The following is a 16,960-nucleotide window of genomic DNA, read 5'->3' on the forward strand; positions in this document are numbered from 1 at the left end:
AAGCAGAAATCACCACCGCAAGATCGCGTCAGATAATCTGACATACATTCTTATTGGTTACATAATAGCTTGAAATTCACGGATTGTCACTTACCGGATCGCATGAAATCATGCGCATATAGGGACGCTATCAAAAATAGATTCCCGGCGCATGCCGCTTATGCTATCTTAATGTTATAAAAAAATGACATGAACGGTGTAATACCCGATAGCCCTGGATATTACGCCAGCCGATCGGACGGCTATGTACCGGCGCATCGGTCGGCTATCGCTCGTAAATCCCGGCAAAATACGCAAAAGAAAGAAAATGTTCCCAGAGTGAAATCTGACGACTTCGTTCGACAGATTAATCGCCGCGTTCTTGCTACGATATCCATTGGATTGACATAAAGGCGGGATGGAGGGGATAATAGTGCGATTGGATATAGTACATATAATCGAGCAATTAGGAATTGACTCGGCGAAATTCGACGAATGGAAAATTGCCGTGCTTGGGAGAAGCGAAGCGCGGCAATCGGATCAGACAATTCCCCCGGAGGCTGACGATACCGGTCAAGCTTCGGAACGTCGGAAATAATTCGACGCATCCTACCGTGTCTTCATTATCTGACTCCAATCAAACGAAAGAAATAAAAGGCAAAACCATTGAAAAGTGGTGACGCAAAGCTATAGGGGCTGAAATGCCAGCCAGCTGCCGTATGAGGAGGAATCGTTCGTGGTTAAACACATCACCGATGAAAATGTACAGGAACTCGTCGACGCTCTGCATCTTGACTATGAAGCGCTCTTGGAAAGGTTTCACTTCACCATTGGCGGAAAAAGCTTGACGCGCGAAGAATCCATTCGGTTCATTGAATTTCTGAGAACCGAGCTCGGCAATCAAACGAAATAAAGGCCGCTTACCGGACATCGAACCGGCAGGCGGCTTTTTTTCGCATGCGGCGCGTCGGCCTCATTTCAACTGCACGTGCAGCCCCTCTCCCTCCGTCCACTCCGCGAAGTACACGTCGCGAAATCCTTCGATCCCTTGCTCCCGCAACAGTCCCAGCAGCCAAGCCTCGTCGCGGCCGAGCTCTCTCAGCTCGTCCCGCTGAATATAGCCCTGCTCAACGAGAATGCGCGGCAGCCCGTCCGGCTTGCCGGTCATATGCAGCTCCTCCCTTGTCGGAGGCTCTACGCGGGATTGCTTCATGACGCTCAAGCTCCCGTTCGGTTCGAACACCGCATAGGCGACCTCCTTCACGCTGAAGACTCCTTGCTCCCGCAGCAGCATGCCGACCTGATGCATATCGAGCCTGTTGCGCTTCATCGCCCGCACGTCGATCACGCCGCCGCGAATGACGATGTCCGGTCTGCCGCCGAGCGGCACCGACAGCCACGGCAGGAGCTGGACCGCTTTCTCGAGCGAGATCGACAAGACCAACCAGAGCGCGAGCGAATAGAGCAGCATGAGGAAATGCACTTGCCTGTCGTAGATCGTGTTGCCGACGAGCTCGCTCAACATCAGCGAAGAGACGAAATCGAACGGCGTCAATTGAGAAATCTCCTTCTTCCCGAGCAGCTTCGTCATCAGCCACAGGCCGAAGAAGGCCGTGACCAGTTTCAGGGTAATCATCGCGTAATCCATGCCGCACCGCCGTCCGCGTCGTTTTACTGGACTATACCCGCCGCGGGCGGACTTGAAGCGGACGCGGGCAATCGCGATCCGCTGTCACCCATTGGGCATCCGCGTAATACCATGTATAGACGCATGACTATTCCATTAACGGAGGTTACCCAATGAACCGTGGATTTTTCCCCGGCGGAGGATTCGGCCGTCGCCCGTTCTTTCGTCCGTTCGCGCATCCTTTCTTTCCCGGCCGTTTCCTGTTCCCGACGTTCTTCTTCAACCCGTTTTTCTTTCCGTTCTTCAGGGACGGCCAGCCCGGCGATGATTTATTCGCCCAGCATCAAGTAAAGCCCGGCGATACGATGACTTCGATCGGCCACGCCTACAACATGCCGCATGCGATCCTCGAAGAGGCCAACTCCCACCTGAACCCGAACCAATTGAAAGCCGGCGACACCGTGAACATTCCGCGCATCTCCAACATGCACTGCCATAAAACGTACTCGGAAGGACCTGCGCAGCAAGGCGCCGCTTCCGGTAAAATGTAACGCCGATTGACATGACAAAGGCAGCCGAGACCGTTAAACCGCCTATCCCGACCGTTAGTTCTGCTTCGTCTAACATTCGGGATGCGGACCGGCGTTCGGCTGCCTTTCTTGCGCGAGGCTAGCTTCTGCCCGCTTCGACGACCTTGTGGCCGAGCCAGTGGCGGATCATCGCGAGCAGCTGCGCGCTGTTGACCGGCTTCGTGATGTAATCGGACGCCCCCGCCTCCAGGCAGCGTTCCCTGTCGCCTTTCATGGCTTTGGCGGTGAGGGCGATGATCGGCAGCTCGGCGAACGCCTTGCGCTTTCGGATCGCCTGCGTCGTCTCGTATCCGTCCATGACCGGCATCATGATGTCCATCAGCACGATGTCGGTATCGGGATTTTGCTCCAGCATCGCGATCGCGTCATGTCCGTTCTCCGCGGGCAGCACGTGCATGTTATGCCGCTCCAGGATCGTCGTAAGCGCGAAAATATTGCGGATGTCGTCGTCGACGACGAGCACTTTCTTGAAGGCGATCAGCTCGTCGGACGAATGCAGCCGGACAAGCTTCTCCTGCGAGGTATCGGCCATGTTCTCCGCCTTGCGGTGCAGGAACAGCGCGGTATCCTCCAGCAGCTGCACCCAGGTCTTGGCTTGCTTCAGCACGGCCAGGCGCATCAAATCCTCCAGCTCGCGGTCTTCGTTCGGCTCCGGCTTGCGGCTCGTATGGAGCAGGATCGGAACGAATTTCCGCTCCGGATTTTTCTGAATCTCGCGAACGATCGACGTCAGCGACAAATCCGGCAGGTCGTTATCGACGACGACGCAGTCGAACGGCCGCGACTTAAGCTGGTTGGCCGCTTTGCGCAGCGTATCGACCGCCGTGATCTTGACGTCCTTGCCCGCGACCAGCTCCACCAGCTGGCCGCGGCGCTGCTCGTCGTGCATGGCGATCAGCAGCTGGCGGACGCCGCGGTCGGCGTTCGCGCCGAGCCGGTCGAGCGCCCTCTCCAGGTCTTCGTTCGAGACGGGCTTGCGGATGAAGTCCGCGACGCCCTTGCGCAGCAGATCGATCGCATCCTCCTCGACGGTGATGACGCAAACCGGAATATGGCGGACCTCCGGATTGTTCTTCAGGTGCTCGATGACGAGCCAGCCGTCGATGTCGGGTAAGCGCAGATCGAGCGTGATCGCGACGGGCTTGTACCGGAGCGCGAGATAGAGCGCGTCGGAGCCTTTCGGCGTAATGACGGCCTTGATGCCCTTCTTCCGCAGCTGGCCGAGCAGGATCTCGTTGAACTTCTGGTCGTCCTCGACGATCAGAAACACCCGGTCTCCCGGAACGATGGACTCCCGATCGTCTATCGCGGACGCTCCCGAATACGACGAGAAGCTGCGCGTCCTGACCTGCGGCGCGACGTCGATGACCTCCGGCACGTACGCCGGCTTCGGCGCCGGCTCGTTCGTGTCGACGTCGAGCGGCAGATAGAAATTGAACGTGCTGCCGATGCCCGGCACGCTGTACAGGGTCAGCTCGCCGCCCAGCATGGCCGCGATTTCCCTGGAAATGGCGAGGCCGAGTCCCGTCCCGCCGTATTCGCGGTTCGTGCTGCCGTCCGCTTGCTGGAATGCCTCGAAGATAATCTGCTGCTTCTCGGCCGGAATGCCGATGCCGGTATCGCTGACGGAGAAGCAGATCACCGTCTTCGCCCGGTTCAGCGTCTCGTTCGTCTCGCTCCAGCCGCCGGTCGCTTTGCGGATCTGCAGCATGACCTGCCCCTGCTCGGTAAATTTGAACGCGTTGGAGAGCAGGTTCTTCAGAATCTGCTGCAGCCGCTTCGAATCCGTGGAGATCACCGCCGGCACGCCTGGCTCGGTCGTCAGGCGGAAATCCAGTTTCTTGTTGTTTACGATCTGGCGGAACATCCGGTCCAGGCCGCCGCTGAGATCGGCGAGCGACACGTTGCCGTATTCCGGCGTGACCGTGCCGGATTCGATCTTGGACAGGTCCAGAATGTCGTTGATCAGGTTGAGCAGATCGAGCCCGGATTCTTGAATCGTCTTGGCGAACTTCACCTGATGCTCGGACAGGTTCGCCTCCGGATTCTCGGCCAGCTGCTCCGCCAGCAGGAGCAGCGAATTGAGCGGCGTCCGCAGCTCATGCGACATGTTGGCGAGGAATTCGGACTTGTACCGCGACGTCAGCGCGAGCTGCTCGGCCTTCTCTTCCAGGAACCGCTTCGCCAGCTCGACCTCGTTGTTCTTGCTCTCGACCTCGGCTTTCTGGATGACGAGCAGCTTCGCCTTGTCCTCCAGCTCCTCGTTCGTGTTCTTGAGCTCGTTCTGCTGCTTCTGCAGCTCCTCCGTCAGCAGCTGGGACTGCGCCAGGAGCTGCTCCGTCCGCTGGTTCGCCTGCATCGTGTTGATGACGATCCCGATCGATTCCGTCAGCTGATCGAGGAACGCGATGTCGATCTCGCTGAAGCGGCGGAAGGAAGCCAGCTCCAACACCGCCAGCACCTGATCCTCGAAGATGATCGGCAGCAGCACGATATTGAGCGGCGTCGCCTCGCCGAGCCCCGAGGAGATGACGACGTAATCGGCCGGCACGTTCGTCAGCAGGATCCGCTGCTTCTCGATGAGGCATTGGCCGACCAGCCCTTCGCCGGCGCGGAATTCATTGGCCAGATGCTTGCGCTGCTGGTACGCGTAGCTCGCGAACAGGGCCAGCGTCTGCTCGCCGTTCGCTGGCTCGTTGATGTAGAACACGCCGTGCTGCATCGATACGAGCGGGGCGAGCTCCGTGAGGATCATGCGGCAGACCGCGTTCAGGTCGCGCTGGCCCTGCAGCAGCCGGGAGAATTTCGCCAGATTCGTCTTCAGCCAATCCTGTTCCGTGTTGATCCGCGTCGTTTCCTTCAGGTTCCGGATCATCTCGTTGATGTTGTCCTTCAGCGTCGCGACGTCCCCGGCCGCGGCCACGTCGATCGACCGCGACAGATCGCCCTTGGTCACGGCGGTCGCGACGTTCGTGATCGCCCGCACCTGCGTCGTCAGCGTGCTCGCCATATAGTTGACGTTGTCGGTCAAGTCCCGCCAGGTGCCGGCCGCTCCGGGCACGCTCGCCTGTCCGCCCAGCTTGCCCTCGGCGCCGACCTCCCGGGCGACGGTCGTGACCTGCACCGCGAAGGTCGCGAGCGTGTCGATCATGTTGTTGATCGTGTCGGTCAGCTCGGCGATCTCGCCCTTGGCTTCCACGTTCAGCTTCTGCTTCATGTTCCCGTTGGCGACGGCGGTCACGACCTTGGCGATGCCGCGCACCTGATCGGTCAGGTTGGTCGCCATGATATTGACGTTGTCGGTCAGATCCTTCCAGATGCCGCCGACGCCGCGCACCTGCGCCTGTCCGCCGAGCTTGCCGTCCGTGCCGACCTCGCGCGCCACCCGCGTGACCTCGGAGGCGAACGAATTCAGCTGGTCCACCATCGTATTGATCGTGTTCTTCAGCTCGAACAGCTCGCCCTTCACGTCGACGGTGATCTTCTTCGACAGGTCGCCGTTCGCGACGGCGGTCGTCACGCCGGCGATGTTCCGCATCTGCACGGTCAGGTTGCTCGCCATGTAGTTCACGGTATCCGTCAGGTCCTTCCACGTCCCCGAGACGTCCTTCACCTCGGCCTGCACGCCGAGCTTGCCTTCCGTGCCGACTTCGCGGGCGACGCGCGTCACCTCGGAGGCGAAGTTGCTGAGCTGGTCGACCATCGTGTTCATCGTGATCTTGAGCTCCAGGATCTCGCCCTTCACGTCGACCGTGATTTTCTTGGACAGGTCGCCCTTCGCGACCGCCGTCGTGACATCGGCGATATTCCGGACCTGATCCGTCAGGTTGCGGGCCATGTTGTTGACGCCTTCGGTCAAGTCCTTCCAGGTGCCGCCGACGCCCTTGACCTGCGCTTGGCCGCCGAGCTTGCCGTCCGTGCCGACCTCGCGCGCGACCCTCGTGACCTCGGAGGCGAACGTCGAGAGCTGGTCGACCATCGTGTTGATCGTGTTCTTCAGCTCCAGGATCTCGCCCTGCACGTCCGCCGTGATTTTCTTCGACAGGTCCCCGTTCGCGACGGCCGTCGTGACGACCGCGATGTTCCGCACTTGATTGGTCAGGTTGCTCGCCATGTAGTTGACGCTTTCGGTCAAATCGTACCACGTGCCCGCGACGCCCCGAACCGTCGCCTGCCCGCCCAGGATGCCGAGCGTGCCGACCTCGCGCGCCACCCGCGTCACCTCCGAGGAGAACGTCGAGAGCTGATCCACCATCGTATTGATCGTGTTCTTCAACTCCATGATCTCGCCCTTGGCGTTGACCGTGATCTGCTTGGACAAATCGCCCTTCGCGACCGCCGTCGTCACTTCCGCGATGTTGCGGACCTGGTCGGTCAGCGTGCTCGCCATGAAATTCACGCTGTCCGTCAGATCCTTCCACGTCCCCGAGACGTCCTGCACGTCCGCTTGCCCGCCCAGGATGCCTTCGTTGGACACCTCGCGGGCGACGCGCGTCACCTCGGAGGCGAAATTGCTCAGCTGGTCGACCATCGTATTGATCGTGCTCTTCAGCTGCAGGATCTCGCCCTTCGCGTCGACGGTGATCGTCTTGGACAAGTCGCCCTTCGCGACCGCCGTCGTCACCTCCGCGATATTCCGCACCTGATTCGTCAGATTGCTCGCCATGTAATTGACGCTTTCGGTGAGATCCCGCCACGTGCCGGCGACGCCGCTGACCTCGGCCTGCCCGCCCAGGATGCCCTCCGTGCCGACCTCGCGCGCCATCCGCGTGACCTCCGAAGCGAAGGTCGAGAGCTGGTCGACCATCGTGTTGATCGTGTTCTTCAGCTCCAGGATCTCGCCCTGCACGTCCGCCGTGATCTTCTTCGACAGATCCCCGTTCGCGACCGCCGTCGTGACGACCGCGATGTTGCGCACCTGGTTCGTCAGGTTGCTCGCCATGTAATTGACGCTCTCGGTGAGATCCCGCCAGGTGCCGGATACGCCCTTGACGTCCGCCTGCCCGCCCAGCTTGCCTTCCGTGCCGACCTCGCGCGCGACCCGCGTCACCTCGGAGGAAAAGGTCGAGAGCTGATCGACCATCGTGTTGATCGTGTTTTTCAGCTCCTGGATCTCGCCCTTGGCGCCGACGGTAATCTGCTTCGACAGGTCGCCGTTGGCGACGGCGGTCGTCACCGCGGCGATGTTGCGCACCTGGTCGGTCAGATTGCTCGCCATGTTGTTGACGCTGTCCGTCAGATCCTTCCACGTTCCGGAGACGCCCTTCACGTCCGCCTGCCCGCCCAGCTTGCCGTCCGTGCCGACCTCGCGCGCGACCCGCGTCACCTCGGAGGCGAAGGTGCTCAGCTGATTGACCATCCGGTTGATGTTGTTCGCCGTCCGCTGGAACTCGCCGGTCAGCGCCCGGCCTTCGAACTCCAGCTCCACCTTCTGCGACAGATCGCCTTGCGCGACGGCGTTGATGACTCGCACCATCTCGCTGGTCGGCTGGATCAGGTCGACGACCAGCCCGTTGAGCGACTCGACGGCCGTCTCCCACGAGCCGCCCGTGTTCTTATGTACGAATCGCCGGCTTAGCTTGCCTTCCTTGCCGACGACCCTCGCGACGGACTCCGCTTCCTTGACCAGGCTTTCCATCATCTCGCCGATTTCGTTGAAGGTATCCGCCACTTTGCCGGAAATGCCGGTATGATCATATGGCATCCGATACGAGAAATCGCCTTTTTTCAAAGCCATCAAAGCATTCAGCAACAATCCCGAGTCAATCGTATCAGCGGCAACAAGCGGTACATTTTCCGTATCTGCCATTTTACAACCCTACTTTCATCGTGTATTTTGGCGGCATTTCCCTAGCGATTCCCAGGCGATGCCTATGTAAAGGGTGACGCGATTTCACGTTTGGCCGAGATCGTGAAGCGGAATAACGCTCCCCGGTCCGGCACGGGAACGGCCCATATCGAACCGCCCATCAGCTCGACGAGCGATTTGCAGATGGACAAGCCGAGGCCCGTCCCGCCGAATTGGCGGCTGGCGGAGCCGTCAAGCTGGTAGAACGGCTGAAACAACTGCTCCAGCCGATCCTCCGGCACGCCGATGCCCGTATCCCGCACCGAGCACTCGAGCATGATCGCGTCGTCGTGTTCCGCGAGCAGGTTGAACGTTACCTCGACGCCGCCCTCGGGGGTGAACTTGACGGCATTGCCGATCAGATTGATCAGTACCTGCCGCAGCCGCAGCATATCCCCGACGATGAGGTCGGGCAGCCGCGGATCGACGGCGACGTTCATCGTCAGATTGCGCTTGCGTACCTGGGCGGTGAACAGGTCCAGCGTTTCGTCGAGGCAGAGGCGAAGCGAGAAAGGCTGCTCCGCCAGCTCCAATTTGCCGGATTCCAGTTTCGAGAAGTCCAGGATATGATTAATGACCTTGAGCAGCGCGTTGCCGCTGGTTTGGATGATCTCGACCAACTCGGCATGCTCGGGCGGAAGCTCCAGCGTGAGCAGCAGGTCCGACATGCCGATAATGCCGTTCAGCGGCGTGCGGATCTCGTGGCTCATCATCGCCAGGAACTCGGACTTGACCCGCGAAGCGACCTCCGCCGCTTCCTTCGCCTGCAGCAGCTCGCGATTGGCTTTCTCCAGCCGGTGCGTCTGCAGCTTCAGCAGATCGCTCTGCCTGCTGAGCGACCGATTGGCCTCGTAGAAGCCGACGTACCCTTCCACTTTGGCGCGCAGCACCTGGGGAATCACGGGCCATGCCATGAAATCCACGGCTCCCGAAAATTCCGCCGGATCGTCAAGCTCTTCCGGATCGACGGCGGAAAGAAAAATAATCGGAATATGCCTCGACTTGTCCCTGGCCTTGATCATGCGCGCCGTCTCGAAGCCGTTCATGTCCGACATGCGCGCGGCGATGAGGATGACGGCGAAGTCGTGATCCAGCAAGCTCCGCAAAGCCTCCCGTCCCGAGTAAGCCCTTATCGACCGAAACGGCATCCCGGCGATGGCGGCCTCGACGGCGGCCAGATGCTCCGGTCGTTCGTCGACGATCAGCAGTTGAACAGGATGCTCCACCTGTCTCATTCCCCCTCCCTTCCTAGTGCTCCTTATACCCTTATCACCCGGATTCCGGGCAGGTGAAACAGATTGGCATTGAATAACGAAGCGATTGTGATTATAATCACAATGTACGATATTTTAACGAAATGAAGGGATTCGCGTGCCATTTTTACGGTTCAAAGGATTTACGACCGCTTTTCTGAAGCAGTTGACGCCGTCGCTCGTCGAGGAATTTTCCAAGCTCGTCCGCATTCCGAAGGACATCGTCAAGATCGAGCAGCTCGATATTCAGGTGATCACGAATACGCCCCGCTCCGTGGAGATTCTCATGTTTCAACGCGCCCAGGAGATGCACGACGCCATCGCGGCCAAGCTGAACCGCATGCTGATGGACCTCGGTTACGATAACGTCCACATCTTCTTCATCATTCTGTCTCCGGCTCTTTATTATAAAGAAGGCAAGCCCCTGCCTTATTCCCAGGCGAGAACCGTTTGATCCGATCGTTTCGTCGCATCCGGTCGAACCGACTGCCGCGGTAATCAAACATCCCCATACCTCAAGATGCGCGAAACCCCCGGCATGCAAGGATGCCGGGGGTTTCGCATGGATCACGTTATGCTTGAATCGAACGGATCGGCAATCGATTCGCCGATGAACGCCAAGACGATCGTCAATCGTCCGGACAAGCGCGGCAATTTAAAAAAGAGCTTCCCGGCCGGCTCCGCAGCGCGGAACGTCCGTGAAGCTCTTCGATTCGTGCGGATTGCCCGCTAATATAGGCATCCGCGGATGCGCCCGCAGCCAAACGAAGCACCTTAGGCGATTAGCCGCCCCTTGCCCCGAATCGATCATGAAGTAAATAGCGGCTTCTGCATGCCGTCTCCCGCGGCGACCCGGCTTCTCGCCAGCTGCTTGGTCATATACTCGCCGTTCACGAAAGTACGGTCTTTCAATTTCATGGCGTTGATTTCCAGCCCATAGGTAACGAATCCGAACGATTCGTACAATCGTTTGGCGCCCTCGTTGCTTTCGGCGACGGCCAAATTCAGCTGTTCGACTTCGGTCGTCGTCTCGACGCATTCGATAAGCCGGGCCAACAGCCGCTTCGCGATTCCTTTGCCCTGCCATGACTTATCGACGTACATGCCCCAGATGACGCCCTTATGCCGGAATTTCATAAGCGATTCTTGCTTGAATCCGACGATGCCGATCAAGTCCCCGTTCTCCGCGAACGCTCCGACCACGAATCGGGAGACGTGATCCGAAGCGATAAGGAGTTCGGGCGCGTCGCTCAACTCCTCGGACGATGAACTGAATGATTCTGGATGCTCTTCAATTGCCCGCTGGCGCAATTGCCGGAAAACCGCTCTATCCCCGGGTTGTAACAATCGGATGAACAAATAAACACCTCGCTTGATTTTCCATCGAAAACAAGTGCGGCCGAACGCAAAAAAACGCCGCCGTAGCTCCCGGCCGAGCGCTCGCCGCTCAACCGAATCCCGCCGCCGTTCCTCGTACCCTGCCTGCAAGATCCGTGCCGGGCGATTCCTCCTGCGCTGCTCCCCGACCGGCCAGGCCTTATCTTACACAATGAAAATGCCCGACGTCAACCAACTTGCTTTAACGTGTTACATGAACCGACATTTATGAAGAATGCGTAAAAGACGCCGTAGTTCAGTCGTCGCAATCCCTTTTTCCTAGTCCGAAACAGCGAAAACCGACGTTCCCTTACAGCGCCAGCTCGTAGCGGCTCGCGCTGTAGCCGTCGCCGTCGAATTGCCCGCGATAGCGCAGTCCGTTGCGGAGGTAGTACGCGTTCAGCGCAGGGTTGTCCGCCATGCAGTCCAATCTGAGCCAGGATTTTCCTTGACGCCGGATATAATCGGCCGCCCAGGCCAGCATGCTTTCCCCGATGCCTTGTCCGGGATGCAGCCGCGATACGACCAGCCGATGCACGTAGCCGGCGTCGCCATGGAACAGTTCGCCCCATAACGCCTCGTATTCCCACTCCACGGAGAAGCATCCGACGGGCTCGCCGTCCCGAATGGCCGCGAAAACCTCGCGCTCGCGGATGAATTGCTCCATGTACGACGGCGTGAACCACTCCTCCCGCCATTGGTTGATGCCCTTCGCCGCCCTTATCCAACCTGCCGCTTCCACGTACAGGGCTCGCAGCGCCTCCGCTTCTTCGGCTTGCGCTCTTCGAATGGTGATTGCCAACGCCTGCATCGTTTCTCCTCCCGTCAAACAAACATGTGATCCCGACGAACGCGCCGCCCCGACGAACGGCCGTCATGCACGATCCGCCTTCGAGGCGTCCCGCGGTTCCCCGCGCGCAGCGGCCCGGAGCTTGACATGCAGCCGCGCAACGCCGAATAGTAGCTGTAGTTTAAGGCTGAACGCCTCGGCATGTCAATCGGCATAAGGACGCATGGACCGGCGGCTGCCGCGGCATGTTGATCGCCTAGCACCATATATGGCGAGCCATAATAGCATAATGAGAATCCAGGATAAATTAGGAGGTTATTTCCAAAATGCTCAAAAAGCAATCGCGTCGATTCACGAAAGAAACGAAAGCTTACCGCCGGGTCCAAAGACATGTTCATGAATTCGAAGGCAGCACGAAATTGGCCGAAGCCGGCAATGACAGGCATAACCATCGGTTTGCCGGCGTAACCGGCCAGGCGATCAGGTCCGGCGACAGCCATTTTCATGAAATCGTGGTTTCGCGCACCGATTTCTTCAACCACTTCCATAAACTGATCAAAATCCGCACGGGTCCAGCCATCCCGGTCGGCAATGGCAAGCATGTTCATTTCGTCCTCGGGAGAACGACCTTGAACGACGGTCACAAGCACCAATTCAATTTCGCGACGTTGATCGACGCCCCGCTCGTATAATTCGCTTCCAGGTGCGGGTACTGCGACCATCCAGCTAAACCAGCCTGCCATACGCATGAAGAAAGCCGCGAATCCGCGGCTTTTTCGTTGTTAACACACTGCTGCAGACCTGCAGTTCCGGCGTCGTTACATCGGAGTACATCCGATATCGACTCCGATTTCATTAAGTTTCGCGCCGGGCTCGGATTCGGGAATACGAGTAGAAAACGAACAGTTGTTCGAATCGCGAGATGATGCTAAGATGGAAAAGATGCTGGAATTTGCCATCTTTGCCACTTATCCATCGAAGGAGGAACAAACCAAGTGAACGCTTCAACCGAAGTAGCCGGCGCGTCGCCCGCGCTCGTCGACGTCAAGCGGGGGCCGATCGTCGCCGCGCTCATCATCGGCGCATTCGTCGCGATTTTGAACGAGACGCTGCTGAACATCGCCTTTCCGGATTTGATGACGGAGTTCTCCATCGCGCCGGCCACCATTCAATGGCTGTCCACGGCGTACATGCTCGTCATCGGCATTCTCGTGCCCGTCACCGCTTTGCTGCAGCAATGGTTCACCACCCGGCAAATGTTTCTGACCGCCATGATTCTGTTTCTGGCCGGCACGATCGTCTGCGGCGCGGCGCCCGCATTCGGCGTCCTGTTGGTCGGCCGGGTCGTGCAGGCGCTCGGGACCGGGCTGCTGCTGCCCGTCATGATGAACACGATCCTCGTGATCTTCCCGCCCGAGAAGCGCGGCGGCGCGATGGGCATGATCGGTCTCGTCATCATGTTCGGACCGGCGATCGGGCCGACGCTGGCCGGTCTCATCATCGATCAGCTCAACTGGCGCTGGCTGTTCTTCCTGGTCGTTCCGCTCGCGGCCTTCTCCGTTATCTTCGCCGCGGCTTTCCTGCGGAACGTGTCGGATATCACCAAGCCGAAGGTGGATATCTTGTCCATTCTGCTGTCGACGGCCGGCTTCGGCGGCATCGTATACGGCTTCAGCAAAGCCGGCGAAGGCTCCTGGTCCGCGCCGGAGGTCGTCTGGACGATTACGGTCGGCGGGATCGCCCTCGCGCTCTTCATCATCCGCCAGCTTCTCGTCCGCGAGCCGATCCTCGATCTTCGGGCATTCCGATTCCCGATGTTCTCGCTCGTCACGGTCATGATGCTCGTCCTGATGATGACGCTCTTCTCCACGATGATCCTGCTGCCGCTCTTCCTGCAGACGGCCTTGCTCATGACCGCGTTCAGCGCGGGCTTGACGCTGATGCCGGGCGGCATCATCAACGGCGTCATGGCGCCGATCTCCGGCAAGCTGTTCGACAAATACGGGCCGCGCGTGCTTGTCGTTCCCGGCCTGATCCTGGTGCTGCTCGCCGTGTGGCTGTTCACGTACATCTCGGTGGACACGTCAGCCGGTTACGTCGTCGCGCTGCATATCATCCTGCTCGTCGGGATCTCGCTCGTCATGATGCCGGCGCAGACGACGGGGCTCAACCAGCTGCCGCGCTCGCTCTACCCGCACGGCACGGCGATCTTGAACACGCTGCAGCAGGTCGCGGGCGCGATCGGCACGGCGCTGTTCATCAGCATCATGTCCTCCGGCACGAAGGACTTCATGGCCGAGAAGCCGAACGCGACGCCGGCCGAAGGCCTGGTCGCCGGCCTGCATGACGCGTTCGTCATCGGATTCGCCATCGGCTGCGTGGCGCTCGTGCTGGGCTTCTTCATCAAGCGCGTCCAGGCGCCGAAGGAAGAGTCGAAGCAAGAGGTGGCTTAACCTCTTGGCGTATGCATTAACGAACGCTTAACGCGCAAACGCACCCGTTCGCCCGAGCATCGCTGCCCTTTCGCGGGCGGCCATGAAGGGAGTGCGGGTGCGTTTTTTTTGCGTTATGCATGAGGGAAGTCAGCTCGCCAGCGATTGAAACCTGCGGACAATATCGACGACGTATTTGACGATGACCGACGCACCGCCTAAGAAGTAAAGCACGATCAGCGTATAATGCGTGGGGTCGATCGAGGTCATGGAGAGTATAAAGTTCAGTGGCACGACGTAGAACACGATATCCTTCAAATACCCGAGGAACGTGGTATCGAACGAGCCCGACCAGAAGGAACGGGCGAAGGCAAACACGAAATCGAGTATCATGAAGCCGAATACGCCCCACATGGTGTACACGACCCAATCCCCGAGCGTGAATCCGTAATCCATCTCTCATCACCACCTTGCTCCACCATATGCCCGTCAATCTGACATGTTGAAACAAAATGAAAATAAACGCAAAAACGGATAAACGCCGCGCGCACGCTTCGTTTATCCGTTGCAAATGCTATTCTTGCCCAACTCCGGTTGGCAACCGGCCTTCACGGCGGCAGGCGATCTAGGATAGCCCGACCGGTTCCCCGCTCTTCGCGCTGCGCTGCGTCCGCGGCTTCATGTTGGCGAGCGCGACGCCGGCCAGTACGAGGACGCCGCCGCCGATCTGAGCGGCGCGGATGGGATCGCCGAGCACGAAGTGGCTGACGACGATGGCCACGAACGGCGGAATGTTCATGAACATGGCGCTGACGGAAGGTCCCACGACCGCGATGCCCCGATTCCACCAGAAGCCCGCCAAGCCTTGCCCGATCACGGCGACGCCGACGAGGAGCAGCCAGCTCGACGGCTGATGGCTCCACTGCGAGTGCCCGGCCAGCGATTCATAGCCGACGGCAGGCGACATCATGATCGTCCCGATCACCGTGGAGTAGATCGTGACCTCGTACGAGCTCATATGAAGCGTCAATTTGCGGATAAACAGCAGGCTGACGGACATGCCCAGCATCGCGATCAGCAGATTCACGTCCCCGATCGAGATCCCGATCGATTTCCCTCCGTAGAGGACGATGGTCACGACCCCGATCAGCGCGAGGACGGAGCCCGACAATTTGAGTCCGGTGATGACTTCTTTCAGGAATATCCGCGCGAGCAGCGTCGTGGCGATCGGCGACAACGCGACGATCAGCGAGGCGTTGCCGGCCGTCGAATGCTGAAGTCCGGTAAAATAGAACAGCTGGTTGACCAGCGTTCCGGAAATGCCGGCGAACACCAAGAGCAGCCACTCCCTGCCCGTCGGCCGCCGCATCGAGCGGTTGACGAGCGCGACCGCGATCAAGAAGAGCGACATGACGACGAGCCGCGTGAAGGATAACAGAATCGGCGAGAAATCCCGCAGCAGATAAGCGCTCGCCACGTAGTTGCCGCCCCACAGCAGCGATACGCCCCATAATTTGCTTAATACGGCACGGTCAGGCATTTTGGTAAAGTCCCCTTGCGTTCCAAGTTAACGGTTATTTGCGAGGCAGCGTTGCTCCGGCCGCGGCACGCGAGCTTCGGTGCGATCTTAGATACGACATCACGGTCGCGACGGCCATCAGCGCGGCCATGAACCAGAACACGGCATGAAGCCCGGTAATGAACCCGTCCAGCGAGGACTTGTCGTCCATGCCGACCTGGGTCCCGGAGAAGATCGCGAGCATCGCTTCATGCGGAATGCTGTGCGTGACGATCGGCATGGAGAAGGCGATGCTGAGCATCATCCCCATGTTCGTCGTCAGCGACCGGATGCCGGACGCTTCGCCGCGGTATTTCGGTCCGGCCGCGTTCATGATGCTGCTCGAGTTCGGCGAATTGAACAGGCCGGAGCCGACGCTGATGATGGTCATATAGACGGCCAGATGCCAGAACGGCGTCGACAGCCCCGTATCCAGCGCAAGGCCCGCCATGCCGAAAATGTTCAAGAACAGACCGATCGTGGCCGGCGTCGTTTCGCCGTATTTGTCCCCGAGCACGCCCGCCAGCGGCGAGACGACCAGCATGCCGGCCGCGAGCGGAATCGTCATGATGCCGGCCATCAAGGCATCCTTCTCGAGCGCGCCCTGGAAGTAGAAGATCAGCATGAACATGACGCCCATGCGGGCCAGCGCGTTGAGCGTCGCCGAGATGATCCCGAAGGAGAATACGCGGTTCGCGAACAGCGGCAGGTGCAGCAGCGCATTGGGATGGATCCGTTCGCAGCGCAGGAAGACCGGGAACAGCACGACGAAGAACAGCCCGGATATCCACACGACCGGCGAGGTCCAGCTTTGAATCGGCCCCCACGTCAAAGCGATCAGCAGGCCGGTGATCGACAGGACGTACGTCACGGCGCCGCCGCGGTCCAAGCCGCCGGCCTTCGGAGCGGCCAGCTTGTCGTCCTTCAGCCCCAGCACCTTGAAGCCCCAGATCACGCCGAGGATGCCGAACGGCACGTTGAACCAGAAGGTCCACTCCCAGCCGAACGATTCCGTCAGCCAGCCTCCGAGCACCGGACCGATGATCTGGCCGACGGCCACGACCATGATGTTGATGCCGAGCGCGCGGCCGAGCTCTTCCTTGGGAAAGGCGTCGGCGACGATCGCCGTGCTGTTCGCCATGATCATCGCGCCGCCGATGCCCTGCAGGATCCGGAGGAGGATGAGCAACGGCGCATTGCCGGCGAAGCCCGCGACCAAGGACACGACGGTGAAGAGCAGCATGCCGCCGATATAGATGCGCTTGCGCCCGAAGCGGTCCGCGAGCGAGCCGGCCATGAGCACCATGACGGTCTGCGCGACCATATAGGAGAGCATGACCCACATCGCCTGCAGCAGCGAGGCGTTCAAGCCTTTGAGCAAATCCGGCAACGCGATAATTAACGTGCTAAAATTCAGTGCCGACAACAACGAGCCGAGGCTCGTCACGGATAAAATCCACCATTTTCGCGAATCGCTCATTTTGACTTTCTTCCCTTCTTCCTTCC

General features: G+C 59.5%; 14 protein-coding genes and 1 riboswitch. Of the genes, 6 read left to right on the top strand and 8 right to left on the bottom strand.

The window, feature by feature from the left end:
• The first annotated feature begins 625 nt into the window (after positions 1 to 625).
• A riboswitch (cyclic di-GMP riboswitch) is annotated at positions 626 to 699 on the top strand.
• Between the two features lie 16 nt (positions 700 to 715).
• Positions 716 to 892, top strand: a complete 177-nt coding sequence (locus tag GT019_RS05210) for a hypothetical protein (RefSeq protein ID WP_161741684.1) — start codon at positions 716 to 718, stop codon at positions 890 to 892.
• A gap of 60 nt (positions 893 to 952) precedes the next feature.
• On the opposite strand, the gene GT019_RS05215 is transcribed toward GT019_RS05210, so the two are convergent.
• Positions 953 to 1,627 (bottom strand): YetF domain-containing protein, encoded by a 675-nt coding sequence (locus GT019_RS05215; RefSeq protein WP_161741685.1) that lies wholly within the window; start codon positions 1,625 to 1,627, stop codon positions 953 to 955.
• 152 nt (positions 1,628 to 1,779) lie between these two features.
• Between GT019_RS05215 and GT019_RS05220 the strand changes: the two genes are divergently transcribed.
• Positions 1,780 to 2,157, top strand: coding sequence for a LysM peptidoglycan-binding domain-containing protein (locus GT019_RS05220; protein WP_161741686.1), 378 nt, complete (start codon positions 1,780 to 1,782; stop codon positions 2,155 to 2,157).
• 118 nt (positions 2,158 to 2,275) lie between these two features.
• Here GT019_RS05220 and GT019_RS05225 read toward each other — a convergent pair whose 3' ends face one another.
• On the bottom strand, positions 2,276 to 7,900 hold the full coding sequence (locus GT019_RS05225; RefSeq protein WP_235946910.1) for a HAMP domain-containing protein: 5,625 nt from the start codon (positions 7,898 to 7,900) through the stop codon (positions 2,276 to 2,278).
• A 167-nt stretch (positions 7,901 to 8,067) separates the two neighbouring features.
• A complete protein-coding gene (locus GT019_RS05230) occupies positions 8,068 to 9,279 on the bottom strand; it encodes an ATP-binding protein (protein WP_201755247.1) in 1,212 nt (403 codons plus the stop codon).
• 136 nt (positions 9,280 to 9,415) lie between these two features.
• Here GT019_RS05230 and GT019_RS05235 point away from each other — a divergent pair, with 136 nt between their 5' ends.
• Together GT019_RS05235 and GT019_RS05240 are read left to right on the top strand one after the other, a co-directional pair.
• Positions 9,416 to 9,751 (top strand): DUF1904 family protein, encoded by a 336-nt coding sequence (locus GT019_RS05235; RefSeq protein ID WP_161741688.1) that lies wholly within the window; start codon positions 9,416 to 9,418, stop codon positions 9,749 to 9,751.
• A 108-nt stretch (positions 9,752 to 9,859) separates the two neighbouring features.
• Positions 9,860 to 10,030, top strand: coding sequence for a hypothetical protein (locus tag GT019_RS05240; protein ID WP_161741689.1), 171 nt, complete (start codon positions 9,860 to 9,862; stop codon positions 10,028 to 10,030).
• 74 nt (positions 10,031 to 10,104) lie between these two features.
• Here GT019_RS05240 and GT019_RS05245 read toward each other — a convergent pair whose 3' ends face one another.
• A complete protein-coding gene (locus GT019_RS05245; protein ID WP_328803911.1) occupies positions 10,105 to 10,785 on the bottom strand; it encodes a GNAT family N-acetyltransferase in 681 nt (226 codons plus the stop codon).
• A 199-nt stretch (positions 10,786 to 10,984) separates the two neighbouring features.
• Positions 10,985 to 11,485, bottom strand: a complete 501-nt coding sequence (locus GT019_RS05250; protein ID WP_161741691.1) for a GNAT family N-acetyltransferase — start codon at positions 11,483 to 11,485, stop codon at positions 10,985 to 10,987.
• Between the two features lie 305 nt (positions 11,486 to 11,790).
• Here GT019_RS05250 and GT019_RS05255 point away from each other — a divergent pair, with 305 nt between their 5' ends.
• The gene (locus tag GT019_RS05255; RefSeq protein ID WP_161741692.1) at positions 11,791 to 12,156 is read left to right on the top strand and encodes a YmaF family protein; all 366 of its coding nucleotides are present in this window, start codon (positions 11,791 to 11,793) and stop codon (positions 12,154 to 12,156) included.
• Positions 12,157 to 12,459: 303 nt separating this feature from the next.
• A complete protein-coding gene (locus GT019_RS05260; protein ID WP_161741693.1) occupies positions 12,460 to 13,917 on the top strand; it encodes a DHA2 family efflux MFS transporter permease subunit in 1,458 nt (485 codons plus the stop codon).
• A 129-nt stretch (positions 13,918 to 14,046) separates the two neighbouring features.
• On the opposite strand, the gene GT019_RS05265 is transcribed toward GT019_RS05260, so the two are convergent.
• The 3 genes from GT019_RS05265 to GT019_RS05275 form a co-directional block, all read right to left on the bottom strand.
• The gene (locus tag GT019_RS05265; protein WP_161741694.1) at positions 14,047 to 14,352 is read right to left on the bottom strand and encodes a hypothetical protein; all 306 of its coding nucleotides are present in this window, start codon (positions 14,350 to 14,352) and stop codon (positions 14,047 to 14,049) included.
• A gap of 169 nt (positions 14,353 to 14,521) precedes the next feature.
• On the bottom strand, positions 14,522 to 15,436 hold the full coding sequence (locus GT019_RS05270) for a DMT family transporter (RefSeq protein WP_161741695.1): 915 nt from the start codon (positions 15,434 to 15,436) through the stop codon (positions 14,522 to 14,524).
• A 34-nt stretch (positions 15,437 to 15,470) separates the two neighbouring features.
• Positions 15,471 to 16,934, bottom strand: coding sequence for an MFS transporter (locus GT019_RS05275; RefSeq protein WP_161741696.1), 1,464 nt, complete (start codon positions 16,932 to 16,934; stop codon positions 15,471 to 15,473).
• Positions 16,935 to 16,960 lie beyond the last annotated feature (26 nt).

Source organism: Paenibacillus glycinis, assembly GCF_009909185.1.
GTDB classification, from domain to species: Bacteria; Bacillota; Bacilli; order Paenibacillales; family Paenibacillaceae; genus Paenibacillus_Z; species Paenibacillus_Z glycinis.